The sequence below is a fragment of the Duganella sp. GW821-FHT07F09 genome (genome assembly GCF_059418705.1).
Genome location: NZ_JBWKQJ010000013.1, coordinates 85,385 through 107,390, shown reverse-complemented (window position 1 = coordinate 107,390; position 22,006 = coordinate 85,385). Strand labels below are relative to the sequence as shown.

Genomic DNA, 22,006 nt, shown 5'->3' with positions numbered 1-22,006 from the left:
TCTATACAACTTATCCTTGTGGGCATCATCCACAGGAGGAGGCCCCATGACCAGCCATTTAGACAGCGATCCACGATTCGACGCCAGCCGCGAGATCCGCGCGCCCCGTGGTCCGGAACTGACCTGCAAGAACTGGGGCGCCGAGGCGGCCTACCGCATGATCCAGAACAATCTGGACAAGGAAGTGGCGGAAAATCCCAAGCATCTGGTGGTTTACGGCGGCATCGGCCGCGCCGCCCGCAACTGGGAGTGCTACGACCAGATCCTGGCCTCGCTGCGCGAGCTGGAAGACAATCAAACCCTGTTGATCCAGTCCGGCAAGCCGGTCGGCGTGTTCCAGACCCACGAGGACGCGCCGCGCGTGCTGATCGCCAATTCCAACCTGGTGCCGAAGTGGGCCAACTGGGAGCACTTCAATGAACTGGACCGCAAAGGCCTGTTCATGTACGGCCAGATGACCGCCGGCAGCTGGATCTACATCGGCACCCAGGGCATCGTGCAGGGCACCTACGAAACCTTCGCGGAAGCGGGGCGCCAGCATTTCGGCGGCGACCTCAAAGGCCGCTGGGTGTTGACGGCGGGCCTGGGCGGCATGGGCGGCGCGCAGCCGCTGGCCGCGACCATGGCCGGCGCGGTGTCGCTGACCGTCGAGTGCCAGCAAAGCAGCATCGACTTCCGCCTGCGCACCCGCTACCTGGACAAGCAGGCCGCCAGCATCGACGAGGCGCTGGAGTTGATCAAACTGCACAAGGCCAATGGCGACGCGATTTCGATCGGCCTGCTGGGCAACGCCGCCGACGTGCTGCCGGAGCTGGTGCGCCGCGCCAAGGCCGGCGGCGTGGTGCCGGACATCGTCACCGACCAGACCTCCGCGCATGACCTGATCAACGGCTACCTGCCGCAGGGCTGGAGCGTCGATGAATGGAAGGCCGCGCAGCACGACGAGGCGGCCCACGCCGCGTTGAAGGATGCGGCCACCGCCTCGTGCGCGGTGCACGTGCGGGCGATGCTGGACTTCCAGGCGCTGGGCGCCAAGGTGGTCGATTACGGCAACAACATCCGCCAGGTGGCGTTCGACCATGGCGTGCAAAACGCCTTCGATTTCCCCGGCTTCGTGCCGGCGTATATCCGCCCTCAATTCTGCGAGGGCCGTGGTCCGTTCCGCTGGGTGGCGCTGTCCGGCGATCCGGAGGATATCTACAAGACCGACGCCAAGATCAAGGAGCTGTTCCCGCACCACGCGCAGGTGCACCGCTGGCTGGATATGGCGCGCGAGCGTATTGCCTTCCAGGGCTTGCCGGCGCGTATCTGCTGGCTGGGACTGGGCGAGCGTCACATCGCCGGCCTTGCTTTCAACGAGATGGTGCGCAAGGGCGAATTGAAAGCGCCGGTCGTCATCGGCCGCGACCACCTGGATACCGGTTCGGTCGCCAGCCCGAATCGCGAGACCGAGAGCATGAAGGACGGCACCGACGCCGTCTCCGACTGGCCGCTGCTGAACGCACTGCTGAACACCGCGGGCGGCGCGACGTGGGTGTCGCTGCACCACGGCGGCGGCGTCGGCATGGGCTATTCGCAGCACTCCGGCGTGGTGATCGTCGCCGACGGCACCGACGCCGCCGCGCGCCGCCTGGCGCGGGTGCTGGTCAACGACAGCGGCACCGGCGTGATGCGCCACGCAGACGCGGGATACGAGACGGCGGTCGCCTGCGCCAAGCGCAACGGCCTCAATCTCCCCATGATCAAATAATTAGAGAACCTACATGACCCCCAACGCATTGACCTTGAAACCCGGCGCGATGACGCTGTCCGAACTGCGTGCCGTATGGACCGCCACCGCACCGCTGTCGCTGGCCGCCGAAGCCTGGCCGGTGATCGAGGCCTCCGCCGCCGCCGTGCGCGCCATCGTCGCCAAGGGCGACGCCGCCTATGGCATCAACACCGGTTTCGGCCTGCTGGCCAAGACCCGCATCCCCGACGACAAACTGGAACAACTGCAGCGCAACCTGATCCTGTCGCATTCGGTCGGTACCGGCGAGCTGCTGTCGGACGCCGTTTGCCGCCTGATCATGCTGATGAAGATCGGCAGCCTGGCGCGCGGCTATTCCGGCGTGCGCCCGCTGATCGTCGAGACGCTGATCGCGCTGTACAACGCCGGCATCATGCCGGCCATCCCGGCCAAGGGCTCGGTCGGCGCCTCGGGCGACCTGGCGCCGCTGTCGCACATGACCCTGGCCATGCTGGGCGTCGGCGACGTGCGCTTCAACGGCGAGATCACGCCGGCCGCCGACGCGCTCAAGGCCGCCGGCATCGCGCCGGTGGTGCTGGCCGCCAAGGAGGGACTGGCGCTGATCAACGGCACCCAGGTGTCGACCGCGCTGGCGCTGCATGGCCTGTTCATGGCCGAGCGCCTGCTGGAGGCGGGCATGGTTTCCGGCGCCTTGTCGCTGGACGCCGCCAAGGGCAGCGATTCGCCGTTCGACGCCCGCGTGCACGAGGTGCGCGGCCAGCCGGGCCAGATCGCCGCCGCGTCGATCTACCGCCAACTGGTGAGCGACAGCGCGATCCGCGCCTCGCACCTGGTCGGCGACGAGCGCGTGCAGGATCCGTACTGCCTGCGCTGCCAGCCGCAAGTCATGGGCGCCTGCTGGGACATCATCGGCAACGCCGCCCGCACCCTGCTGATCGAGGCCAACGCCGTGACCGACAATCCGCTGCTGTTCAAGGACGGCGAGCTGTCGGTGGTGGTCTCGGGCGGTAACTTCCACGCCGAGCCGGTGGCCTTCGCCGCCGACACGCTGGCGCTGGCGATCGCCGAAATTGGCAGCATCTCGGAGCGCCGCATCGCGCTGCTGATCGACGCCACTTTGTCCGGCCTGCCGCCGTTCCTGGTGCGCGAGCCGGGCCTGAATTCGGGCTTCATGATCGCCCATGTCACCGCCGCCGCGCTGGCGTCGGAGAACAAGTCGCTGGCCCATCCGGGCAGCGTCGACACCATCCCGACCTCGGCCAACCAGGAGGACCACGTCAGCATGGCGACGTACGCGGCGCGCCGTCTGGACGACATGGCGCAGAATACGGCGGTGATCATCGGTATCGAGCTGCTGGCGGCGGCGCAGGGGATCGATTTCCATCGTCCGCTGACGACTTCGCCGCACCTGGAGCACGTGCATGCGCAGCTGCGCCGGAATGTGGCCGTCTACGACCAGGACCGCTTCTTCGCGCCGGATATCGAGGCCGCCAAGGGCATGGTCATGCGCGGCGAGTTGAGCGCGTCGTGCAAGGATTTGTTTACATCGCTGCATCCATAACCGGGGGGCGCCATGGATTTTCAGTTCAAAGCAGGCAGCATTCCCTTGCTGGTGTCCATGCCACACGTGGGCACGGACATTCCCGACGACGTCGCGGCGACGATGACGCCGGCCGCCGTCGATAAGCAGGACACCGACTGGCATCTGGCGCGCCTGTATGATTTCCTTGGCGAGATGGGGGCGTCGACCCTGTCGGCGCGCTGGTCGCGCTATGTGATCGATTTGAACCGGCCGCCGGAGAACACCAACCTGTATCCGGGGCAGGACACGACGGGTTTGTGCCCGGTCGATACCTTCCATCGCGAGCCGCTGTATCTGAAGGGCCGGGTGCCCGACCAGACGGAGGTCGAGCGCCGCCTGGGCCTCTACTGGAAACCGTACCACGAGCGTCTGCGCGCGGAGCTGGACCGGTTGCTGGCGCTGCACGGCGCGGTGGCGCTGTGGGACGCGCATTCGATCGCCTCCCACGTGCCGCGCTTCTTCGAGGGCAAGCTGCCGGACCTGAACTTCGGCACCGCCGATGGCGTGACCTGCGCGCCGGGGCTGAGCGAAGCGGTGGTGTCGCGCGCGCTGGCGCAGGAGCGCTTCAGCGTGGCCGTCAACGGCCGCTTCAAGGGCGGGCATATCACGCGCTTCTACGGCAAACCGGGTGCGAACGTGCACGCGATCCAGCTGGAGATGTGCCAGTCGACCTATATGGATGAGGAAGCGCCGTACGGCTACCGGACCGACCGCGCGGACCAGGTGAGGGGGCTGCTGCGCGAGATGACGCAGGCGGCCGCCGACTGGGTGCGCCGATGAGTAAGCTCTTTGCCCGGAATGCACTGCTGCCCGATGGCTGGCGCGCCGATGTGCTGATCGAGTGGGACGCGGCGGGCACCATCACGGCCGTGCGCGCCGGAGCCACTCGGGAAGAAGGCGCCGAAACCGTCGAAACCGTCGAATACGCGCTGCCCGGCATGATCAACCTGCATTCGCACAGCTTCCAGCGGGCGTTGGGCGGGCGCACGGAAAAGGCCGGGCCGCACCAGGCCGGCGGCGTCCAGGACAGCTTCTGGACCTGGCGCGACCTGATGTACCGTTTCGCCCGCAACATCACCCCGGCGCACATCGAGGCCATCGCGGCCCAGCTGTTCTCCGAGTGCCTGCGCCACGGCTACACGTCGCTGTGCGAATTCCACTATGTGCAACGGGCGCCCGACGGCGCCATGTACCCGCGCCCGGCCGAGACGGCGGAGCGGGTGCTGGCCGCCGCACGGTTGGCCGGAATCGGCGTGACGATGCTGCCGGTGTTGTATAGTTATTCAGGTTTTGGCGAAAGCGCCCTGAAACCCGAACAGCAGCGTTTCAAGACCGACGTCGAGGACGTGCTGCGCGTGATCGAGGCGCTGGAACCGTTGCGCGATGCGCAAACCGAGGTCGGCGTGGCGCCGCATTCGCTGCGCGCGGCGTCGGTGGGGCAGATCAACGCGGTGCTGGCGGCATTGCCGTCCAGCCGCCCGGTGCATATCCACATCGCCGAGCAGCAGCCGGAGGTGCGGCAGTCGCTGGACTGGAGCGGGCGTCGGCCGGTCGAGTGGCTGTTCGACCACGTCGCCGTCGACCAGCGCTGGTGCCTGGTGCACGCCACCCACCTGACGCGCGGCGAGGTCGACCGGATTGCGGGCAGTGGCGCGGTGGCCGGCCTGTGCCTGACCACCGAGGCGAACCTGGGCGACGGCCTGTTCCCGCTGGAGGATTTCCTGGCGGCGGGCGGGCGCTTCGGCATCGGCAGCGACAGCCATATTTCGCAAAGCCCGGTGGAGGAACTGCGCTGGCTGGAATACGGCCAGCGCCTGCAGCACCAGCGCCGCAATATCGCGGTGTCGGCCACGGAGCGCAATGTCGGCGACTTTTTGTGGCAGGGCGCCTTGCGCGGCGGCGCGCAGGCGGCGGGACGGCCGGTCGGCGCATTGGCGCCCGGACGCCGCGCCGACGTGATCGTGCTCGATGACGATCACCCGAATCTGTATGGCTTGGCGCTGGACGAGATACTCGGCAGTTTCGTCTTCAGCGGCAACGACAATCTGGTCAAGGACGTCATGGTCGGCGGCCAGTGGGTAGTACGCAACCAGCAGCACGTGGCGCAGCAGGCGATCGCTGCGCGCTTCAAGCAGACGATGGCCGAACTGAGGGAGTTCCGATGACCCAGCTGATCCAGTATGCAAGCCTGATGCCCGCGCCATGGAAGAACGGCGGCGGCAGCACGACGGAAATCGCCGTCGCTCCCCCCGGCGCCGGTTTTGACGATTTCGACTGGCGCGTCAGCCTGGCGACGATCACCCAGGACGGCCCGTTCTCCGCCTTTCCGGGCATCGACCGCACCCTGGCGCTGGTCGACGGCGACGGCGTGCTGCTCGATTTCGGCGACGAGCGCGTGGTGCTCAGCCCCAGCGAGCCGCTGATCGAGTTCGCCGGCGAGGATGCGGTGCACGCCACCGTCACCGGCGCCAACACCACCGATTTCAATGTGATGACGCGGCGCGGCCGTTGCCGCCACCGGCTCGAAGCGTGCGTCGTGCGCGGCACGCTGGAGCTGAACCGGCGCGCCAGCACCACCTTGGTGTTCCTGGCCGACGGCGAGAGCCTGTCCGTCAGCAGCGCGCGCGAGCGCATCGCCATGGTGCGCTACGACATGCTGGTGATCGAATCCGAAGAGGTGTGGAGCATCGAGGCGGCGCAGGCGACCGTGTTCGTGGTCGACATCATCAATAACTAGAATAATCCGAAGGCATGGCATGACCGCGTGGGATGTGTTGTTTACCAATGTGCACCTGGCCACCATGGACGGCGGCTACGGCGAAATCCGCGATGCCGCCATCGCCGTCAAGGACGGCCGCATCGCATGGCTGGGACCTGTTACGGCGCTGCCGCCTGAAGCGCGGGCGGCGGCCACGCATGACGGCGAGGGCTGCTGGCTGACGCCGGGCCTGATCGACTGCCACACCCACATTGTCCATGCAGGCAACCGCAGCGATGAATTCGAGGCGCGCCTGAACGGCGCCACCTACGAGGATATCTCCCGCGCCGGCGGCGGCATCATGTCCACCGTGCGCGCCACCCGCGCCGCGTCGGAGGATGAATTGCTGGCGCAAAGCCTGCCGCGCGTGCGCAGCCTGCTGGCCGAGGGCGTGACCACCATCGAGATCAAATCCGGCTATGGCCTGACCCTGGAATCGGAGGCGAAGATGCTGCGCGTGGCGCGCCGTATCGGCCGCGACGAGTCGGGCAAATTCCCGGTCGATGTCGCCACCACCTTCCTTGGCGCGCATGCGCTGCCGCCGGAGTTCGCAGGCCGCGCCGACGACTACATCGCCGAAGTCCGCGCCATGATCGCGCCATTGGCCGAGGAGGGCTTGGTCGACGCCGTTGACGCCTTCTGCGAGCGGATCGGTTTTTCGCACGATCAGACGGAGCGCGTGTTCCAGGCGGCGCAGGCGCGTGGCTTGCCGGTCAAGCTGCACGCCGAGCAGCTGTCCGACCAGCGCGGCGCGCAGTTGGTGGCGCGTTACGGCGGCTTGTCGGCAGACCACCTCGAACATTTGACCGACGATGGCATCGCCGCGATGGCCGCCGCCGGCACGGTGGCGGTGCTGCTGCCGGGCGCCTACTACTTCCTGCGCGACACCACACCGCCGCCGGTGGCCGCCTTGCGCGCGGCCGGCGTGCCGATGGCCGTCGCCACCGACTGCAATCCCGGCACGTCGCCGATGACGTCCCTGCTGCTGGCGATGAACATGGCCTGCACCTTGTGGCGACTGACGCCGCTCGAGGCGCTGGCCGGCTGCACCGCGCATGCGGCCCGCGCGCTGGGCCGGCAGGGCGATATCGGCACGCTGGAACCGGGCAAGCGGGCCGACTTCGCGCTGTGGCGTATCGCCCGTCCGGCCGACCTGTCCTACGCCATCGGCATGAATCCCTGCGCGGGCGTGGTTAACGCCGGCGTATGGCGTTCGCCCCACGGCTAGGCGGCCGCGCGGCGGGTTTGCAAAAAATTGTTCCGTTACCGGGGCTTTCGGTTACATTATCCCGATCCCACAACCTGTAACAGGAACACCATGTTTGCCTTGAATTCCCTGCGCGTCGCCGTTTTGCTGTCATTTGGCGCGCAAGCGCTGGCGTTCGCCCAGGAACCGGTGCCGCCGACGCCTCCCGCGCCACCGGCGCCGTCGCCATCGACCGACGTGCCGGTGGTCGCCACTACGCCGTTGCAACCGGCCGCCGCGCCCGCGCCGGCCGTGGCGCCGCCCGCCGCCACCCGGCCTTTCGCGGAACTGGTGCGCGGCGCCAAACAGCACCCCGGCTTCCTCAACCTGTATCAAAAAGAAGAAAAGGTATGGATCGAGCTGCGGCCCGACCAGTTCGACCGTCCGCTGTTCATGTCGGTGAACATGCCGAACGGGCTGGGGGAGCGGGGCGTGTACGGCAGCCAGATGGGCTTCAGCCGGGTGGTGACGTTCCACCGCATCGGCAACCTGGTGCAGATGATCGCCAAGAACACGCAGTTCAAGGCCATCGGCGGCACACCCGAGGCAAAGGTGGTGGCGCAGGGATTCTCGGACAGCCTGGTGGCGATCGCGCCGGTGTCGAGCGGCCCCAATCCAAAGAACCAGTCGGTGCTGATCGACGCCAATATCCTGCTGTTCGGCGACATCCCCGGCTTTTCCACCCGGCTGGAATTCGCCTTCCGCCTGCCGTACGCGATGGATGCGCGCAACAGCAGTTTCACGTCGGTGCGCAGCGACGAGACGATGACGGGGTTCCAGGTCAACGCGCATTACGCGGTGCCGCGCATACCGGCCCCGCCGCTGGTCATGCCCGCCATTCCGGCGGCGATCGCCAGTCCGCCGACCACGCTGCCAGACCCGCGCAGCATGTTCCTGGGCTTTTATTACACGTTCATGCCGCTGCCGGCCGAACCGATGGCGAGCCGACGCGCGGATGACCGCGTGGGCCATTTCGTCACCACCAACCAGGACTTCTCGGACGACGTGACGCCGACGACGGCGGTGCATATGGTGTCGCGCTGGCGTCTGGAGAAGAAGGATCCGGCGCAGGCGTTGTCCGAGCCTAAGCAACCCATCGTTTACTGGATGGACGCGAACATCCCTGACAAGTACCGCGAGTCGGTGCGCCAGGGCATCCTGGTCTGGAACGCCGCGTTCGAGAAGATTGGCTTCAAGGATGCGCTGGTGGTCAAGCAGCAGACCGCCGCCGACCACTTCGACACGATGGACGCGCGCCACGCGTCGGTGCGCTGGTTCGTCGGCAGCGACGTCGGCTTCGCCATTGGACCGCGCCAGGTCGATCCGCGCACCGGCGAGATACTCGATGCCGATATCGGCATGTCCGACGGTTTTTCGCGCACCGTGCGGCGTGTGGTGAGCGAGGATGGCATGGGTGGCGCGATGGCTTTCGCTCCGCATGACGGCGACGCGGCCCACGAAGACCGCTGCGACTACATGCTTCAATCCGGGGACGAGATGGGTTTTGCCATGGGCCTGCTGGAGGCGCGCGGCGAGTTGGAAATGGGCAGCCCCGAGGCCGATGCGGTGGCGCAGGCTTATGTGCGCTCGGTGATCATGCACGAAGTGGGACACACCCTCGGCTTGCGGCACAACTTCCGCTCGTCGACGATCTACGGCATCAAGCAGTTGCAGGACCCGGTCTTCACGAAGGAGCACGGCATGACCGGCTCGGTGATGGATTACACGCCGTTCAACCTGGCGCTAAAGGGGGAGAAGCAGGGCGAGTATGTGACGTCCGCGCTGGGGCCTTACGATTACTGGGCGATCGAATACGCATATAAGCCGATCGAGCCGGCGCAGGAGAAGCAGGAGCTGGCGAGGATCGCGGCCCGCTCCAACGAACCGCTGCTGGCCTTCGGTACCGACCAGGATGCGGGTGGCTTCAACTCCGATCCGGACGTGAACCTGTTCGATCTGGGCAGCGATCCGCTGGCGTACTTCCAGCGCCGATTGGCGATTTCCCGCGAGCTGTGGGACCGGATACAAAACCGCACGCTCAAGCCGGGCGAGAGCTACGAATCGCTGCGCCGCAGTTTCGACTACGGCTTCCAGCAATTTGCGCGCACGATGCCGGTGGTGGTCAAGTACGTGGGCGGCGTCACCTATCTGCGCGACCATGCCGGCACCGGCCGAGCGACCTTCACCCCGGTGCCGCTGCCGCGCCAGCGGGCGGCGCTGACGATGCTGACCAACAGCCTGTTCAAATCCGACAGCTTCACCTTCACCCCGGCGATGATCAGCCGCCTGGGCGCCGATACCTTCACCATGCGCGGCAAGGCCGACGTGTCGGTGGGCGGCAGGGTGCTGGGCTTGCAGGCCGGCGTGCTCGATCAGCTGATGTCCGACGCCGTCGCCATACGCCTGGTCGATTCGCGCGAGAAGCTCGACAACCCCAAACTGGGCCTGGGACTCGACGAGTTGTACACCACCGTGCAGGACGCGGTGTGGAGTGAGCTCAAGACCGGCAAGGACATCACCGGCATGCGCCGCAACCTGCAGCGCGAGCATCTGAAGCGCGTCGCCGTCATGCTGCTGCGCGCCACGCCGTCGATGCCGGCCGATGCGCGCAGCCTGCAACGCGAGAACGCGCTGGCGCTGCAGCGTGATCTGCGCGGCGCGATGGCGCGGCCGGCGAGCCGCGAGGTCAAGGCGCATCTGTCGGAGAGCTACGAGACGCTCAGCCAGGCGCTGAAGGCGCCGATGCTGCGGGTGGGTACCTGATGGGGGGCTGGTTGGGCGGGGCGCTCCTGACGCTTGGACTGTCGATCGGCGGCGCGGCCGCCGCGCAGGATGGGGACACGCTGCATGTCGGCTCCAAGCGATTCACCGAATCCTATATCCTCGGCGAGGTGTTGACGCAGACGGCCGCGCCGCACGCCAAGGTGGTCCATTTGCAAGGGCTGGGCAACACCGCCATCGTGCTGGCGGCCTTGCAGGCGGGCCGCATCGACGTCTATCCGGAGTATCTGGGCACCATCGACCTGGAGATACTCAAGCACACCAAGGCCGCGCCGCTGGAGCAGATACGGCGCGAACTGGCGCCGATGGGTCTGGGCGTGGCGGTGCCGCTGGGGTTCAACAACACCTACGCGCTGGCGACGCGCGGCGACGCCGAGGGCGTGCATAAGCTGAGCGATCTGGCCGCGCGCGACAAGCTGCGTTTCGGGCTGTCGCATGAATTCATCGGCCGCGCCGACGGCTGGCCGGGACTGGCCGCCCGCTACGGCTTGAAGCAGCGGCCGGAGGGCCTCGATCACGGCATCGCCTACGAGGCCTTGATGCAGCGCCAGGTCGATGTCATCGATATCTATTCGACCGACGCCAAAATACGCCAGTACGGGCTGCGTGTGCTGGATGACGACCGCGCCTACTTCCCGCGCTACGACGCGGTGCTGCTGTACCGGCTCGACGCGGCGCGGCGCTTTCCCGCCGCGTGGAAGGCGATCGGCCAGCTGGAGGGACGCATCGGCGCGGACGACATGATCGCCATGAACGCCGCCGCCGAAATCGACGGCAAGAGCTTCACCAATGTCGCGCGCGACTGGTTGGCGGCGCGCGGCGCCAAGGCCGCCGGAACGGCCGGCACGACGGACGCCAAAGCGCCACCGGCGGCGCGCGATGGCCTGCTGACCAAGATTTTCGACAAAAATTTGTGGCCGCTGACGCGCCAGCACCTTACCTTGGTGCTGTTCGCGGTGGCGATGGCGTGCGTGATCGGCATTCCGCTGGGTGTGATGGCGGCGGTGTTCCCGCGCCTGCGGCAACTGGTGCTGGGGTTGACGGGCGTGCTGCAAACCGTGCCGTCGCTGGCGCTGCTGGCGCTGCTGATCCCCTTGCTGGGGCGCATAGGCACCGTGCCGGCGCTGGTGGCGCTGGTGGTCTACGCGCTACTGCCCATCGTGCGCAACACCTGCACCGGCGTGTTACAGGTATCGGCGGGGCTGCGGATGGCGGCGTTGGCGCTGGGCCTGCGGCCGTCGCAGCGCATGATGCTGGTCGAGCTGCCGCTGGCGCTGCCGGTGATCCTGGCCGGCGTCAAAACGGCGGCCGTGATGAGCGTGGGCACGGCGACCATCGCCGCCTTCATCGGCGCGGGCGGCTACGGCGAGCGCATCACGATCGGCCTGGCGCTGAACGACAACGACATGCTGTTGGCCGGCGCCATTCCGGCGGCCGCGCTGGCGTTGCTGACCCAGGCCGTGTTCGAGTTGCTGGAGCGGCTCGCCGTCCGTTCCCGCTCACAACGACAGTAATTCCGGCGGATAATCTTTCGCCAAATCAAGCTGCTCGTTTTTGTAAAGCAAATGTAAGCAGATTTGAAGCTGGGTAAGGTTTTGTAAGGCGGGAGGTAAGTCGCCGGCGGCGCGGCTATAGTGAACTCGTTGATTCAATCTCCCTCCCACTGACACCGGGTTCCTCCCACGGGCGCTTACGCCGCGTGGGATTTTTTTTGCCCTTTTATTGTCTATGCCTGCGCCGACAGCTCGGTCAGCGCCTCGCCGGTGACGCGGCAAATGCGCCACTCAGGCATGACGGTGGCGCCCATGCCCTCGTAGAGTTTGATGGCGTTGGTGTTCCAGTCCAGCACCGACCATTCGAAGCGGCCGCAGTCGCGTTCGACCGCCAGCCGCGCCAGCGCCACCAGCATCTGCTTGCCATAGCCCCTGCCACGGCAGGCTTGCTTGACGTACAAGTCCTCCAGGTACAGCCCCTTTTTGCACAGGAAGGTGGAGAAGTTGTGGAAGAACAGCGCGAAGGCGACGACCTCGCCGTTGGCCTCGCCGACCAGCGCCTCGCAGCCGGGCTTGTCGCCGAACAGGCTTTCGTGCAGCATGGACTCGTTGGCCACGACCATGTGTTCGAGTTTTTCAAACACCGCCAGCTCGAAGATCATGCCGAAAATGGCGGAGACGTCGGCCGGCTCGGCCGGGCGGATGGTCAGGTCGGAGTTGTTCATCAGGCTGCTTCTACACTTTCTTTTATAACAGGGGAATCGGATTTGAGCGCCCAGGCGACGCTCGACAAACACAATACCATGCCGATCCATTCCAGCGGTCCGGGACGGAAGTGTTCGAGCTGGATCGACAACAGCACCGAGATCACCGGTGTGACGACGGTGATGTAGACGGCCTTGTCCGACCCGATGCGGTGGATCAGGGTGAAATAGGCGGCGAACGCGATGACCGAGCCGAACAGCGACAGGTAGAGCAGGCCGCCCCAGTACTTCGGTTCGCTCGACAGGGTGAACGATTGGCCGGTGGCCAGCGCCCAGGCCGCGACGATCAGGGTGCCCCACATCATCGACCACGCCATCGTCAGCAGCACGTTGGACGACTCCACGCGCACCTTGACGACGATCAGGTTGCCGACGGTGCTGGCGACGGTGGCCGTCAGGGCCAGTCCCAGGCCTAGCAGGAAATGGCCTTCGCCGCCGGTCATGATGTCGTGCCACGCGCCCTGGATCGAGTGGAAGAACAGCAAGGTGACGCCGGCGACGGCGATGATGCCGGCGTTCCAGGTGCGCCAGCTGACCGGCGTGCCGAAGACGATGCGGTTGAGGATGGGACTCCAGAACACCATCAGCGCGAACAGCACGGCGACCAGGCCCGACACCAGATATTGCTCGGACGAATAGGTGCAGATGTAACTGAGCGCGAACGTGGCGCCGCCTTGCAGCATCAGCCAGCGCTGGGCGCGCCAGGACAGCATCAATTTGTCGCCGCGCACCGCGCACCAGGCGAACAGCGCGGCGGCGGACAGGCCGAAGCGGTAGGCCACCGAGACGGCCGGGGCGACGTCGCCCAGTTGCAAGGTGATGGCGAAGAAAGTGGAGCCCCAGATCAGGCAGGCAATAACGAAGAGCAATGGAGAGGACATCGAACAAGTATAGCTGGCTTATTGGCAACTTGCCTAGCGGCTATCTTTTTGACGATGCCCCGTCGCCGGCTCAACCGCGTTAGTAGGCGAGCCGGAAGCGGCGGTACAGAAAGCCCAGCACGAACAGCGGCCCGATCAGCAGGAAGCGCAGGTCGTCGAAGAACGATGGTTTCTTGCCTTCGATCTTGTGGCCGATGAACTGGCCGATCCATGCCAGCACGAAAATCGCCAGCGACAGCGGCAGCACCGCCTGTGGCGGCAGCGCGGCCAGCACGGCGAGCATGACGGCGGCCATCACCAGCATGCCCAGCGCGAAGGGTTTGGACAAGGTGAAGTAGTAGATCAGCGAGGCCACGGTCACCGCCACGGCCGCCAGCGGATGGATGGCCCATACCAGTCCCAGCAAGGTGAACACGATGACCGGCACGCAGATAAAGTGGATCACTTCGTTGGTAGGGTTCAGATGGCTCTCGCTGTACTGGGCGAGCAACAGATCGATGGTGCGCGGTTGCGGCATGGTGGTCTCCTGCGATTGTTTTTATGGCGCGGTCTGGCCGCCGGTAAATTCTACACCCGTTTTTCGGGCCTGCGGCCGAGGTCGCTTGTGCGGGCGCCGCGCCGTGGCCGGCTCCGGTAAAATGCCTGCATGCCCGACGACACCGATTTAATCTCCTCCTCGCTGACCGGCCTGGCGCCCGTGATCGACGCGCGCACGCGCATCCTGGTGCTGGGCAGCTTTCCCGGCGCCGCGTCCCTGGCCGCGCAGCAGTACTACGCGCATCCGCGCAACTTGCTGTGGCCGATCCTGTCGGCGTTGACGGGGGAGCCGCTGGCGGCGTTGCCGTATGCCGAGCGGTTGCCGCGTCTGCTCGCGCATGGGTTCGGGCTGTGGGATGTGCTGGGCGCGTGCGAGCGCGAAGGCAGTCTCGACTCGGCGATCCGCAAGCCGGCGGCCAACGACTTCGCGCGGTTGCGCGAGTTGTGTCCGTTGCTGGAGACGGTCGGCTTCAACGGCCAGACCTCGGGCAAGTTCGCGCCGCAGTTCGCGGCGGAGGGTTATCGCGCGGTGGTGTTGCCGTCGACATCGCCGGCCCATGCTTCGCTGACATTGGCAGAGAAACTGGAGCGCTGGAGAGTCTTGCTCTAGTTTCAATCGATGACATCCGCAAAGAAATCATTCATCAGTTGCTGAGCATCCTGTGGATGGCTATTTGAGAGGATGAACCGCCAAGCGGAGTCCCATGGCATTCAATATTGCCCGCAACGTCTTGAGCGAAGGATTGCCTTGTTTGGATAAAGTGCGATACATCGTGTTCGGATTGGAATCCGCCCGTCGCGCTATTTCCTGTATCCCACCAAATGCCTTGCTGAGCGTCCTGAGTGCCAGCATCAAATCCACCTCATCGCCACTTTCGAGTACGTCGTTGAGATATTCCGCCGCGAGGGCGGGGTCGTCGCGAAACATGGCGATGGTCGCTTCCTCATGGGGGCGATGTGTCTTTTCCATTTCGTATTTTCCAGTCACGCAGCATTTTGATCGCAGAAGCAATGTCATGATCTTGCGATTGCTTGTTTCCGCCGCAGGCAAGCAGGATGATCGTTCGGTCAACGAAGGCGTAGTAGATTCGATAGCCGGCACCGACATCAATACGAAGTTCTTGTATTCCGTCGCGAACGGACTTGTGATCGCCAGCCAGCCCCGTCTCCAAACGGGCGACGCGTCGAATGACCGCAATTTTCGCTTTACGATCACGCAACGAATCTAACCAGTCCTGATAGTGGTCTTTGCCATGCTCATCAAGATAATGGAGTATACGATACATATTAGCCTATAGGCGAATTTTCGCAAGCGGCCAGATGTGTGGAATTTGAAATCGGCCGAGTGGCTCAGCATCGCATGAGGTTTAGGTAGACCGGTTGGCCGGCGTCTGAGCGCCTTGGGATTTTATGTGATCGCGTGGATGCGATTCGCTTAGTTGGCGCCTTCCCGCACCACCACCCGCACCACCGTCTCCAGATAATCCTCGAACCCCATGCGCAGATAGACCTCGTGCGCCGGATTGGCGCGCATCACGTGCAGGAAGGGCGTGTCGCCGCGTAGCGTGTGGCGCCGGATCAGCTTGCCGATCAGCCGCTTGGCCAGCCCGCGTCCCTGGTGGTCCGGATGCGTGCACACGCCGCTGATCTCGCACAGCCCCGGCGCGCGCAGGCGTTCGCCGGCCATCGCCATCAGCCGCTCGCCGTCGAAGTAGCCGAAGTAGTCGCCCAGCTCGATGGTGCGGATGCCGAACGGTCCCGGTTTGCACAAGGTGGCCAGTTCCAGCGCCTGCTGCGCGTGGTGCGCTTGCAGCGGCTGCGCTTCGGGCGCGGGATCCTCGGCCGGCATGTCGCCGGCCCACACCATGCGGAACATCGTCGTTTCCGCGGCGATGCGCCAGCCGGGCGGGGCGGCGCCGGTCCAGTTTTCGCAGTAGAAGTGTTCGCCCGGCGCGCAGTGCGGCAGCAGCGCGTCGAAGTCCGGCGCGGCGCTGTCGGCGAAGGCGAGGATGGGCGAGAAGCCGGCGGTATAGCGGCGCGCGCCGCCGTCGCCGCTGGCGTGGCGGGCGTGCGCGCCGGTCAGCGTGTGCCAGAAGATACGGTCGAGGAGCTCATTGTTTTGCATTGCCTCCAGAATATCATTACTTGATTACTTTCGCTTCATAGGCGCGGATGCGGTCGAGCTTGGCGGCGTACAGGTCGTTTTGCCCGCGCGTGGTGCTATTCTCCAGCGCCTTCTTCATGTGCTTGTCGGCGGCGCGCAGGTTGCCCAGATGGTAGTGGCTCACCGCCAGCCAGTAGTGGAACTCGTGGTAGTCGGGGGAGCGCTCGAGCTCGCGCTCGAACAGGTTGCGGGCGCGCACGTAGTCGCCGAGATACATGGCCTCCATGCCCAGGTGGAAGAAGTGGAACGGCGGGTAAGGCTCGAGCCGCGCCAGCCGCTCGCGCACCGCCGCCGCCTCGGCCGGACGATGCAGCGACTCCAGCGTCTGCGCCAGGTTCGACAGGTAGATGGTGTTGTTGGGCGCGTACCGCAGCGCGTGGCGCAAGGTCTGCTCGGCCTGCATCTGGTCGCCGTGGCTCTGGTAGATGACGGCCAGCGTGTTGTAGGCGTTCATGAAAGCCGGGTCCGCCTGGACGGCTTGCCGCGCCGCCCAGTAGGCGTCGTCGATGCTGCCGGCCGACAGCAGTTCGGCGGCGCGGTTGTTGAGGTACATGGCGACGATGGTCTGTTCCTCGAGCAGGCGGGCGGTTTCGCGCGCCTTCGGCGGAATGGGGATGAAGTCGACCGTCAGCGCGTTCGCGTTGTTGACCTGGTAGCCGTCGAGGTAGGAGGTGCGTTTCTTGCCGAGCACCAGGTTGACGTGGTTGGCGGCGAAGTACAGATTGCCCGAGCGGCTCCAGCTTTCGTCCATCTGGATTTGCTGGAACTGGACCGTGAAGTTGAGCTCGCGCGCCAGCGCGGCCGTCATGATCACCAGCGACAGGCAGTTGCCGGCGCGCGCGTCGAAGGTTTCGGCGGCGTTGCGCGTCATGGCCGAGTCGTATTCGAGCTTGAGCTGGTCGCGCGTGTAGAGCGCGTCGAACAGCGCGCGGCGCGCGTCCTGGCCGGCGCCGCGATGCACGAGGTTGTGCTTGAGGTAGTCGCGCATGCGGTCGCTGAGGGCGAAGATGGCGTTGGTGTCGATCGGCGCGGCGGGGGCCTTGAACAGCTGGTCGTGGAATAGTTCGGATGCGGGCGCGCGTTGCGCCGGCGATTGGGTGGCGCAGCCGCCGACAAGGAGCGCGGCGGCGCACCAGAGCATGGCCCATGGCTTCATGACATGTCTCCCTTTGCTGCGGAGCACAAGGCCGGCGCCGCACCAGGCAGCGGACTCTGGGTTCCGCTTGGGGAAAGTATCGGCCGCTAATCCGGTGCTGTCAACGAGTATCCATGTTGCGTCGCGGGCGGCGCGGTGGCGGATTACGCTACGCTAATCCGCCCTACGTGCCTCCGCGTCAACGCACAAGACAGCGGCCGCCGGCAACGGCCGGCGGCGCATCCGATGGTAAGAGGAGCGTGAAACGCGGGGAGACACGTAGGGCGGATTAGGCGGCACGCCGTAATCGGCCACGAGCCGCCGGCGGCGCATGAAAATCACCCCAGCGGCCGCACATCGACCGGCTGCCCCTGGCCGTCGAAGCGCAGCGCGACCGACACCGTTTCGATGCCGATGCTGGCCAGCGCGTCGCGCAGGTCGTCGACCTCCACTTCAAGGTCGGCGGTGATGTCGAGCGGCTTGTCGCACGTGGCCAGCACATCCGATCCGGCCGACAGTTGCACCCGCAGCAGCATTTCATCATCGACATCGGTCGGCGCGATGATGGCGCTGACCTGCTCCGGGGCGTGCGATCCCAGCGCCTGGTTGAGCTCGGACAGGATGCGCAGCATGTCGTACTCGGACTGGCCTTGCGCGCGGGCGCCGAAGAACAGGTCCTGATAGAGGAAATTAAGCGTGAGGGCCGGGTCGGCGCCACGGCCGCGTCCCAGGCAGCGCGCCACCAGCGCGCCATATTGCTCCGTCCATTTTTGATAGCGCTCGGCGCGCTTGGCGAAGTGGGCGTCGGCCGCCTTCTCGCCGGCCGGCACCTGGTAGAAGGCGTCGTCGGCGCGTTTGAGCGAGAAGCCGAGCAGGAAGCGCAACTCGACGGCGCTGTCGTCCGGGCCGAAGCCGACGGGTGTCCAGCCGTTCGCCATGCTGCGCTCGAGCGCCGGCGCGGCGGTGATTTTTTTCTCCGTCAGCGACTGCGCCGCCTCGCGCACCATGCTGTGCAACTGGCCGTAGCTGACCCGTTCGAACTCGGTCAGGTCGTAGGCGTGGCTGACCAGCACCACCTTGGCCTTCGGGCTTTCCAGCCCGGCGTCGTTGAAGCTGGCGAGCAGCGCGTCGTAGGCGTCGCCGTCCTGGAAGTCGGCGGCCGGGTCGAGCCCGCCCTGGCTGTGCACGAACACCGGAATGGCGAAGGCATCGATCTCCATCTCGGGCGCGCCCTCGCGCCGCAGCAGCAGGCTGGCGGCGCCTTCCTCGACGGCGTTGCGCAGGTAGCGGTAGCCGTCGACCGACTCGTCGCGCGCCAGCTCGATGGCGCCGTACAGCACCTCGTCCTTGCCCTGGTTGAGCAGCTTGCGCAGCAGGCGTTGGAAGTCGAGCGCCTTTTGCGCCAGTTCGGCGCGGGTGCTCTCGGCCACGATATCGTTGTTGAATTCACCGTCCGACAGGTCCAGCGCGAGCGCGCACAGTTCGGTGGTTTGCTGCTCGTCCTTGAGTTCCGGGGAGTTGGCGGATTTGCGCGGTACGGGGCGCTTGTTCTTAGGCATGTAGGTGTGGTCGTCTTATCGTTCGTGGTGGAAGGCTTCGTGCAGTTCGTCGAGCAGGTCGGCGGTTTCGTCCTCGCTCAGGCCGAGGTGCCGGCAGGCCAGCGCGCCGCCTTTTTCCCATTCATACGACATGGGGCGGCCGTGGAAGCGTTCGATGCCCTTTTCGGCCAGCAGCGACAGCGCCACCAGCGAGCGCACGGCGTCGTCGGTGGCCGGGTCGTCGAGCACGCGGTAGTCGTGGTGCAGCAAAATCGCCCAGGAGACGTCCGGCGACAGCCCCCAGTTGCGCGCCAGCAGACAGCCGATGGCGGCGTGGTTGGTGCTGTAGCGCTGGTCCTCGACGGCCGTGAACGGCATCTCGGCCTCGTGGCAGGCGTCGGCGTAGGTGTCGGCGTAGTCGGTGAAGCGGTTCATCAACAGTGGCACGCCGATGTCGCAGAACAGGCCGAAGGTGTGGGCGATGTCCGGCGGGGCGATGCGCAGCTTGCGCGAGGTGAACACCAGCGCCTGGGCGCGCCGCGCCGACACTTCCCAGAACGCGTTCAGGTCCGATTCCTTGCCTTCGATGGCCTGGCGCGCGAGCAGCCCGGTCAGCAGCGCGGCGCACTGGTCGACGCCGAGGAAGTTGATGCCCTGTTCGACCGACTTGGCCTTGCGGGCGGCGCCGAAGAACGGCGAGTTGGCCAGCTTGAGCAGCGCGCCGGACATGCCGACGTCGTTGCCGATGATGCGGGCGATGCGGCGCGGCGACGGGTCGGACTGGGCCAGCTCGCGCTGCAGGTCGACAAGCAGACTTGGCCGTGGAGGAATACGGATGGAGCGCATCAGCGCTTCTTCCACCGCGTTTTCTACTGGCATGGCTTGGGCTGCAACTGTCGTCATGTTGTTCTTCAGGGGTAAAGGCTGCCCAGGGCCGGGTTGGACGGCCGGCGCAGGCAAATGTTAGGCGTGCAAATGGGCAGGCGTACGCGATATTATCGCCGCAAGCGCGCGCCGGTTGCGCGAATTTCTCCCAATATTATTGCTGTCCAGCTACATTTTGTCGTTAATTTTCGCCCGCGATACAATTTGATGTCGCTTCGATAACGATTCAGTAGCCCGTCCGTGGTCGCGCGATCCAGATTGGCCTTTACAATATCGCCCATGACCAATGTTATCGCAGGGATCAATTTCGCCGCGCCATCGCACGAGGTGGCGCGCCGGCTCATCGGCGCGACGGTGCTGGTCGACGGCGTCGGCGGACGCATCGTCGAAACCGAGGCCTACGACCGCGAGGAGCCGGCCTCGCATTGCTACATCGGCGAGACGCCGCGCAATTTCTCGATGTTCGGCCCGCCCGGGCGCAGCTATGTGTACCGCTCGCACGGGCTGCACTGGTGCCTCAATTTCGTTTGCCGCGAGGAGGGCCATGGCGCCGGGGTGCTGATCCGCGCGCTCGAGCCGGTGGCGGGGCTCGACCTGATGCGGGCGCGGCGCGGCATGGACGACGAGCGCCTGCTGTGCGCCGGACCGGGGCGGCTATGCCAGGCGCTGGGCGTGACGCGCGGGCACAACAACCTGCCGCTCGACGCGCCGCCGTTCCTGCTGCTGCCGCCCGATCACGCGTTGCCGGCCGGTGAGCCGATCGTCGTGCTAGCCGGCCCGCGCATCGGCATTTCGAAAGCCATGGAACTGCCGTGGCGCTTCGGCGTGGCCGGCTCGCGGTTTTTGAGCAAGCCCATGCGCGCCTGAGGCCGCGCCGGCGGCGGGCGTCGCCGCCGGCGGCCCGACCTTGAACACCGACACCGCCTGCGACAGGTGCACCGCCTGGTCCTGCAGGCTCTCGGCGGCCGCCGCCGCCTGTTCCACCAACGCCGCGTTCTGCTGCGTCACGTCGTCCATCTGGCCGACCGCCTGGTTGACCTCGGCGATGCCCAGCGCCTGCTCGGCGCTGGCGTCGCTGATGCGGGCGATGATGTCGTTGACCTCGCGCACCGAGTCGACGATGTCGCCCATGCGCTCGCCGGCCTGGTGCACCGAGGCGCTGCCGCTGTCGATGGTGGCCACCGAGGCCGCGATCAGGGTCTTGATTTCCTTGGCCGCCGCCGCCGAGCGCTGCGCCAAGGTGCGCACCTCCGACGCCACCACCGCGAAGCCGCGCCCCTGCTCGCCGGCGCGCGCCGCCTCGACGGCCGCGTTGAGCGCCAGGATGTTGGTCTGGAACGAGATGCTGTCGATGACGCTGATGATGTCGACGATCTGGCGCGAGCTGGCGCGGATCGACGTCATCGTCTGCACCGCCTGCTGCACGGCGGCGCCGCCGCGCTGCGCCATGTCGGTGGCGCTGGCGGCCAGCTTGCAGGCCTGCTGGGCGTTGGCGGCGTTCTGCTGCACCGCCCGGGTCAGGCTGTCCATCGCGCTGGCCGTTTGTTCGAGCGAGCTGGCCTGCATTTCGGTGCGGGTCGACAAATCGAGGTTGCCGCTGGCGATCTCGTGGGCGGCGGTGTCGATCGAGCGCACCGCCGTCAGGATGGTGCTCAAGGTTTGCGTCAGGTTGCTCATGGTTTGATCGAGCATGCGCGCGGTGTCGGCGATTTCATCGCGGCCGTCGTTGCGCCGGCCGGCGCCGAGGCGGCCCGCCGCCAGCGCCACGACCACGTCGGCGATGCCGCGGATGTCGCGCAGCATGGCGCCGCGCACGGCCACCGTCACGCCCAGCGACAGCGCGATCGACAGCAGCACGACGATACCCATGGTGGTGGTGAGGGTGGCGAAGTCGCCGGTGGCGCGGTCGTGCGCCTGTTCGCTCAACTGCTTTTGCAACGCCGACATTTTCGCCAGCTGGTCGTTGAGCTGCAGGAACTGGGTTTCCGCCTTGGCCATCGAGTTGGTGGCGATGCTCTGGTCCATCTGCGCCAGGTCCATCGTTTCGAGCACGGCCTTGCGGTAGGCCGCCAACGACTGCAGCGATTGCTCGATGATCTTGCGCTCGGCCTCGTTGACGCCGGATTCGGCGCCCAGCCGGCGCAGCCCGGCCTCGACGCCGGCGTGGCGCGCCTTGATTTGCTTGCCCAGGGCGTCGAGCCGCGACTGCGCGAAGCTGCCGTTGACCCAGGCCAGCAACTGGTAGATGTGGGCGTGCGCGTAGCGCGCCTCGCCGGAGACGTCGGCCGCCGCCTTGAGGCGCTCGGCGCGCACCTGCACCAGGTTCTCCATCGAGGCGTTCTGGCGGACCATGCCGTAGTAGCCGGCGGCGGCGGTGACGATCAACAGCACCAGCACCAGGCCGGGCGCGAGCAGCAGTTTGGGACCTATGCGTAATTTCTTCAACATGATGCTCTCCGGCGTGGGTGCGGGCTGCGTGCGAAGCTTGGTGG

20 protein-coding genes are annotated in these 22,006 nt (G+C 66.2%); 10 read left to right on the top strand and 10 right to left on the bottom strand.

Annotated elements, in window-relative coordinates; all coding sequences use genetic code 11:
* Positions 1-46 precede the first annotated feature (46 nt).
* The 8 genes from hutU to AC07P1_RS28620 all read left to right on the top strand — a co-directional run bounded on the left by hutU (position 47) and on the right by AC07P1_RS28620 (position 11,631).
* Entirely contained in the window at positions 47-1,750 is a 1,704-nt protein-coding gene (gene hutU / locus AC07P1_RS28655) for a urocanate hydratase (protein ID WP_494699036.1), read from the top strand.
* Between the two features lie 13 nt (positions 1,751-1,763).
* Entirely contained in the window at positions 1,764-3,311 is a 1,548-nt protein-coding gene (gene hutH, locus AC07P1_RS28650) for a histidine ammonia-lyase (protein WP_494699035.1), read from the top strand.
* A gap of 12 nt (positions 3,312-3,323) precedes the next feature.
* Positions 3,324-4,112 carry an N-formylglutamate deformylase gene (gene hutG / locus AC07P1_RS28645; RefSeq protein ID WP_494699034.1) on the top strand — a complete coding sequence of 263 codons (789 nt, stop codon included), beginning with the start codon at positions 3,324-3,326 and terminating at the stop codon, positions 4,110-4,112.
* On the top strand, positions 4,109-5,497 hold the full coding sequence (locus tag AC07P1_RS28640; RefSeq protein WP_494699033.1) for a formimidoylglutamate deiminase: 1,389 nt from the start codon (positions 4,109-4,111) through the stop codon (positions 5,495-5,497). The genes hutG and AC07P1_RS28640 overlap by 4 nt, the downstream gene beginning before the upstream one ends.
* Positions 5,494-6,069, top strand: a complete 576-nt coding sequence (locus AC07P1_RS28635; RefSeq protein ID WP_363509991.1) for a HutD/Ves family protein — start codon at positions 5,494-5,496, stop codon at positions 6,067-6,069. Before AC07P1_RS28640 ends, AC07P1_RS28635 begins: the two co-directional genes overlap by 4 nt.
* A gap of 19 nt (positions 6,070-6,088) precedes the next feature.
* Positions 6,089-7,318 (top strand): imidazolonepropionase, encoded by a 1,230-nt coding sequence (gene hutI, locus AC07P1_RS28630; RefSeq protein WP_494699032.1) that lies wholly within the window; start codon positions 6,089-6,091, stop codon positions 7,316-7,318.
* 90 nt (positions 7,319-7,408) lie between these two features.
* Entirely contained in the window at positions 7,409-10,099 is a 2,691-nt protein-coding gene (locus AC07P1_RS28625; RefSeq protein WP_494699031.1) for a zinc-dependent metalloprotease, read from the top strand.
* Positions 10,099-11,631 (top strand): glycine betaine ABC transporter substrate-binding protein, encoded by a 1,533-nt coding sequence (locus tag AC07P1_RS28620; protein WP_494699030.1) that lies wholly within the window; start codon positions 10,099-10,101, stop codon positions 11,629-11,631. The genes AC07P1_RS28625 and AC07P1_RS28620 overlap by 1 nt, the downstream gene beginning before the upstream one ends.
* A gap of 212 nt (positions 11,632-11,843) precedes the next feature.
* On the opposite strand, the gene AC07P1_RS28615 is transcribed toward AC07P1_RS28620, so the two are convergent.
* The 3 genes from AC07P1_RS28615 to AC07P1_RS28605 all read right to left on the bottom strand — a co-directional run bounded on the left by AC07P1_RS28615 (position 11,844) and on the right by AC07P1_RS28605 (position 13,772).
* Positions 11,844-12,335: a GNAT family N-acetyltransferase gene (locus AC07P1_RS28615; protein ID WP_090317400.1), complete on the bottom strand. Its 492-nt coding sequence runs from the start codon at positions 12,333-12,335 to the stop codon at positions 11,844-11,846.
* On the bottom strand, positions 12,335-13,255 hold the full coding sequence (locus AC07P1_RS28610; RefSeq protein ID WP_494699029.1) for a DMT family transporter: 921 nt from the start codon (positions 13,253-13,255) through the stop codon (positions 12,335-12,337). The genes AC07P1_RS28615 and AC07P1_RS28610 overlap by 1 nt, the downstream gene beginning before the upstream one ends.
* 79 nt (positions 13,256-13,334) lie before the next feature.
* Entirely contained in the window at positions 13,335-13,772 is a 438-nt protein-coding gene (locus AC07P1_RS28605; RefSeq protein ID WP_494699028.1) for an Mpo1 family 2-hydroxy fatty acid dioxygenase, read from the bottom strand.
* Positions 13,773-13,901: 129 nt separating this feature from the next.
* On the opposite strand from AC07P1_RS28605, the gene AC07P1_RS28600 reads away from it, so the two are divergent.
* A complete protein-coding gene (locus AC07P1_RS28600; RefSeq protein WP_494699027.1) occupies positions 13,902-14,402 on the top strand; it encodes a DNA-deoxyinosine glycosylase in 501 nt (166 codons plus the stop codon).
* A gap of 60 nt (positions 14,403-14,462) precedes the next feature.
* Here AC07P1_RS28600 and AC07P1_RS28595 read toward each other — a convergent pair whose 3' ends face one another.
* From AC07P1_RS28595 to AC07P1_RS28570, 6 genes are all read right to left on the bottom strand, one after another.
* A complete protein-coding gene (locus tag AC07P1_RS28595; RefSeq protein WP_494699026.1) occupies positions 14,463-14,762 on the bottom strand; it encodes a helix-turn-helix domain-containing transcriptional regulator in 300 nt (99 codons plus the stop codon).
* Positions 14,737-15,078, bottom strand: a complete 342-nt coding sequence (locus tag AC07P1_RS28590; protein ID WP_494699025.1) for a type II toxin-antitoxin system RelE/ParE family toxin — start codon at positions 15,076-15,078, stop codon at positions 14,737-14,739. The genes AC07P1_RS28595 and AC07P1_RS28590 overlap by 26 nt, the downstream gene beginning before the upstream one ends.
* A 149-nt stretch (positions 15,079-15,227) precedes the next feature.
* Positions 15,228-15,917: a GNAT family N-acetyltransferase gene (locus AC07P1_RS28585; RefSeq protein WP_494699024.1), complete on the bottom strand. Its 690-nt coding sequence runs from the start codon at positions 15,915-15,917 to the stop codon at positions 15,228-15,230.
* A 16-nt stretch (positions 15,918-15,933) separates the two neighbouring features.
* Entirely contained in the window at positions 15,934-17,112 is a 1,179-nt protein-coding gene (locus tag AC07P1_RS28580) for a tetratricopeptide repeat protein (protein WP_494699023.1), read from the bottom strand.
* A 317-nt stretch (positions 17,113-17,429) separates the two neighbouring features.
* Positions 17,430-18,650, bottom strand: a complete 1,221-nt coding sequence (locus AC07P1_RS28575; protein ID WP_494699022.1) for a hypothetical protein — start codon at positions 18,648-18,650, stop codon at positions 17,430-17,432.
* A 15-nt stretch (positions 18,651-18,665) separates the two neighbouring features.
* The gene (locus tag AC07P1_RS28570; protein ID WP_494699021.1) at positions 18,666-19,532 is read right to left on the bottom strand and encodes an HDOD domain-containing protein; all 867 of its coding nucleotides are present in this window, start codon (positions 19,530-19,532) and stop codon (positions 18,666-18,668) included.
* A 261-nt stretch (positions 19,533-19,793) separates the two neighbouring features.
* Between AC07P1_RS28570 and AC07P1_RS28565 the strand changes: the two genes are divergently transcribed.
* On the top strand, positions 19,794-20,381 hold the full coding sequence (locus AC07P1_RS28565) for a DNA-3-methyladenine glycosylase (protein ID WP_494699020.1): 588 nt from the start codon (positions 19,794-19,796) through the stop codon (positions 20,379-20,381).
* Here AC07P1_RS28565 and AC07P1_RS28560 read toward each other — a convergent pair.
* A complete protein-coding gene (locus tag AC07P1_RS28560) occupies positions 20,283-21,962 on the bottom strand; it encodes a methyl-accepting chemotaxis protein (protein WP_494699019.1) in 1,680 nt (559 codons plus the stop codon). The genes AC07P1_RS28565 and AC07P1_RS28560 overlap by 99 nt on opposite strands.
* Positions 21,963-22,006: the final 44 nt, after the last annotated feature.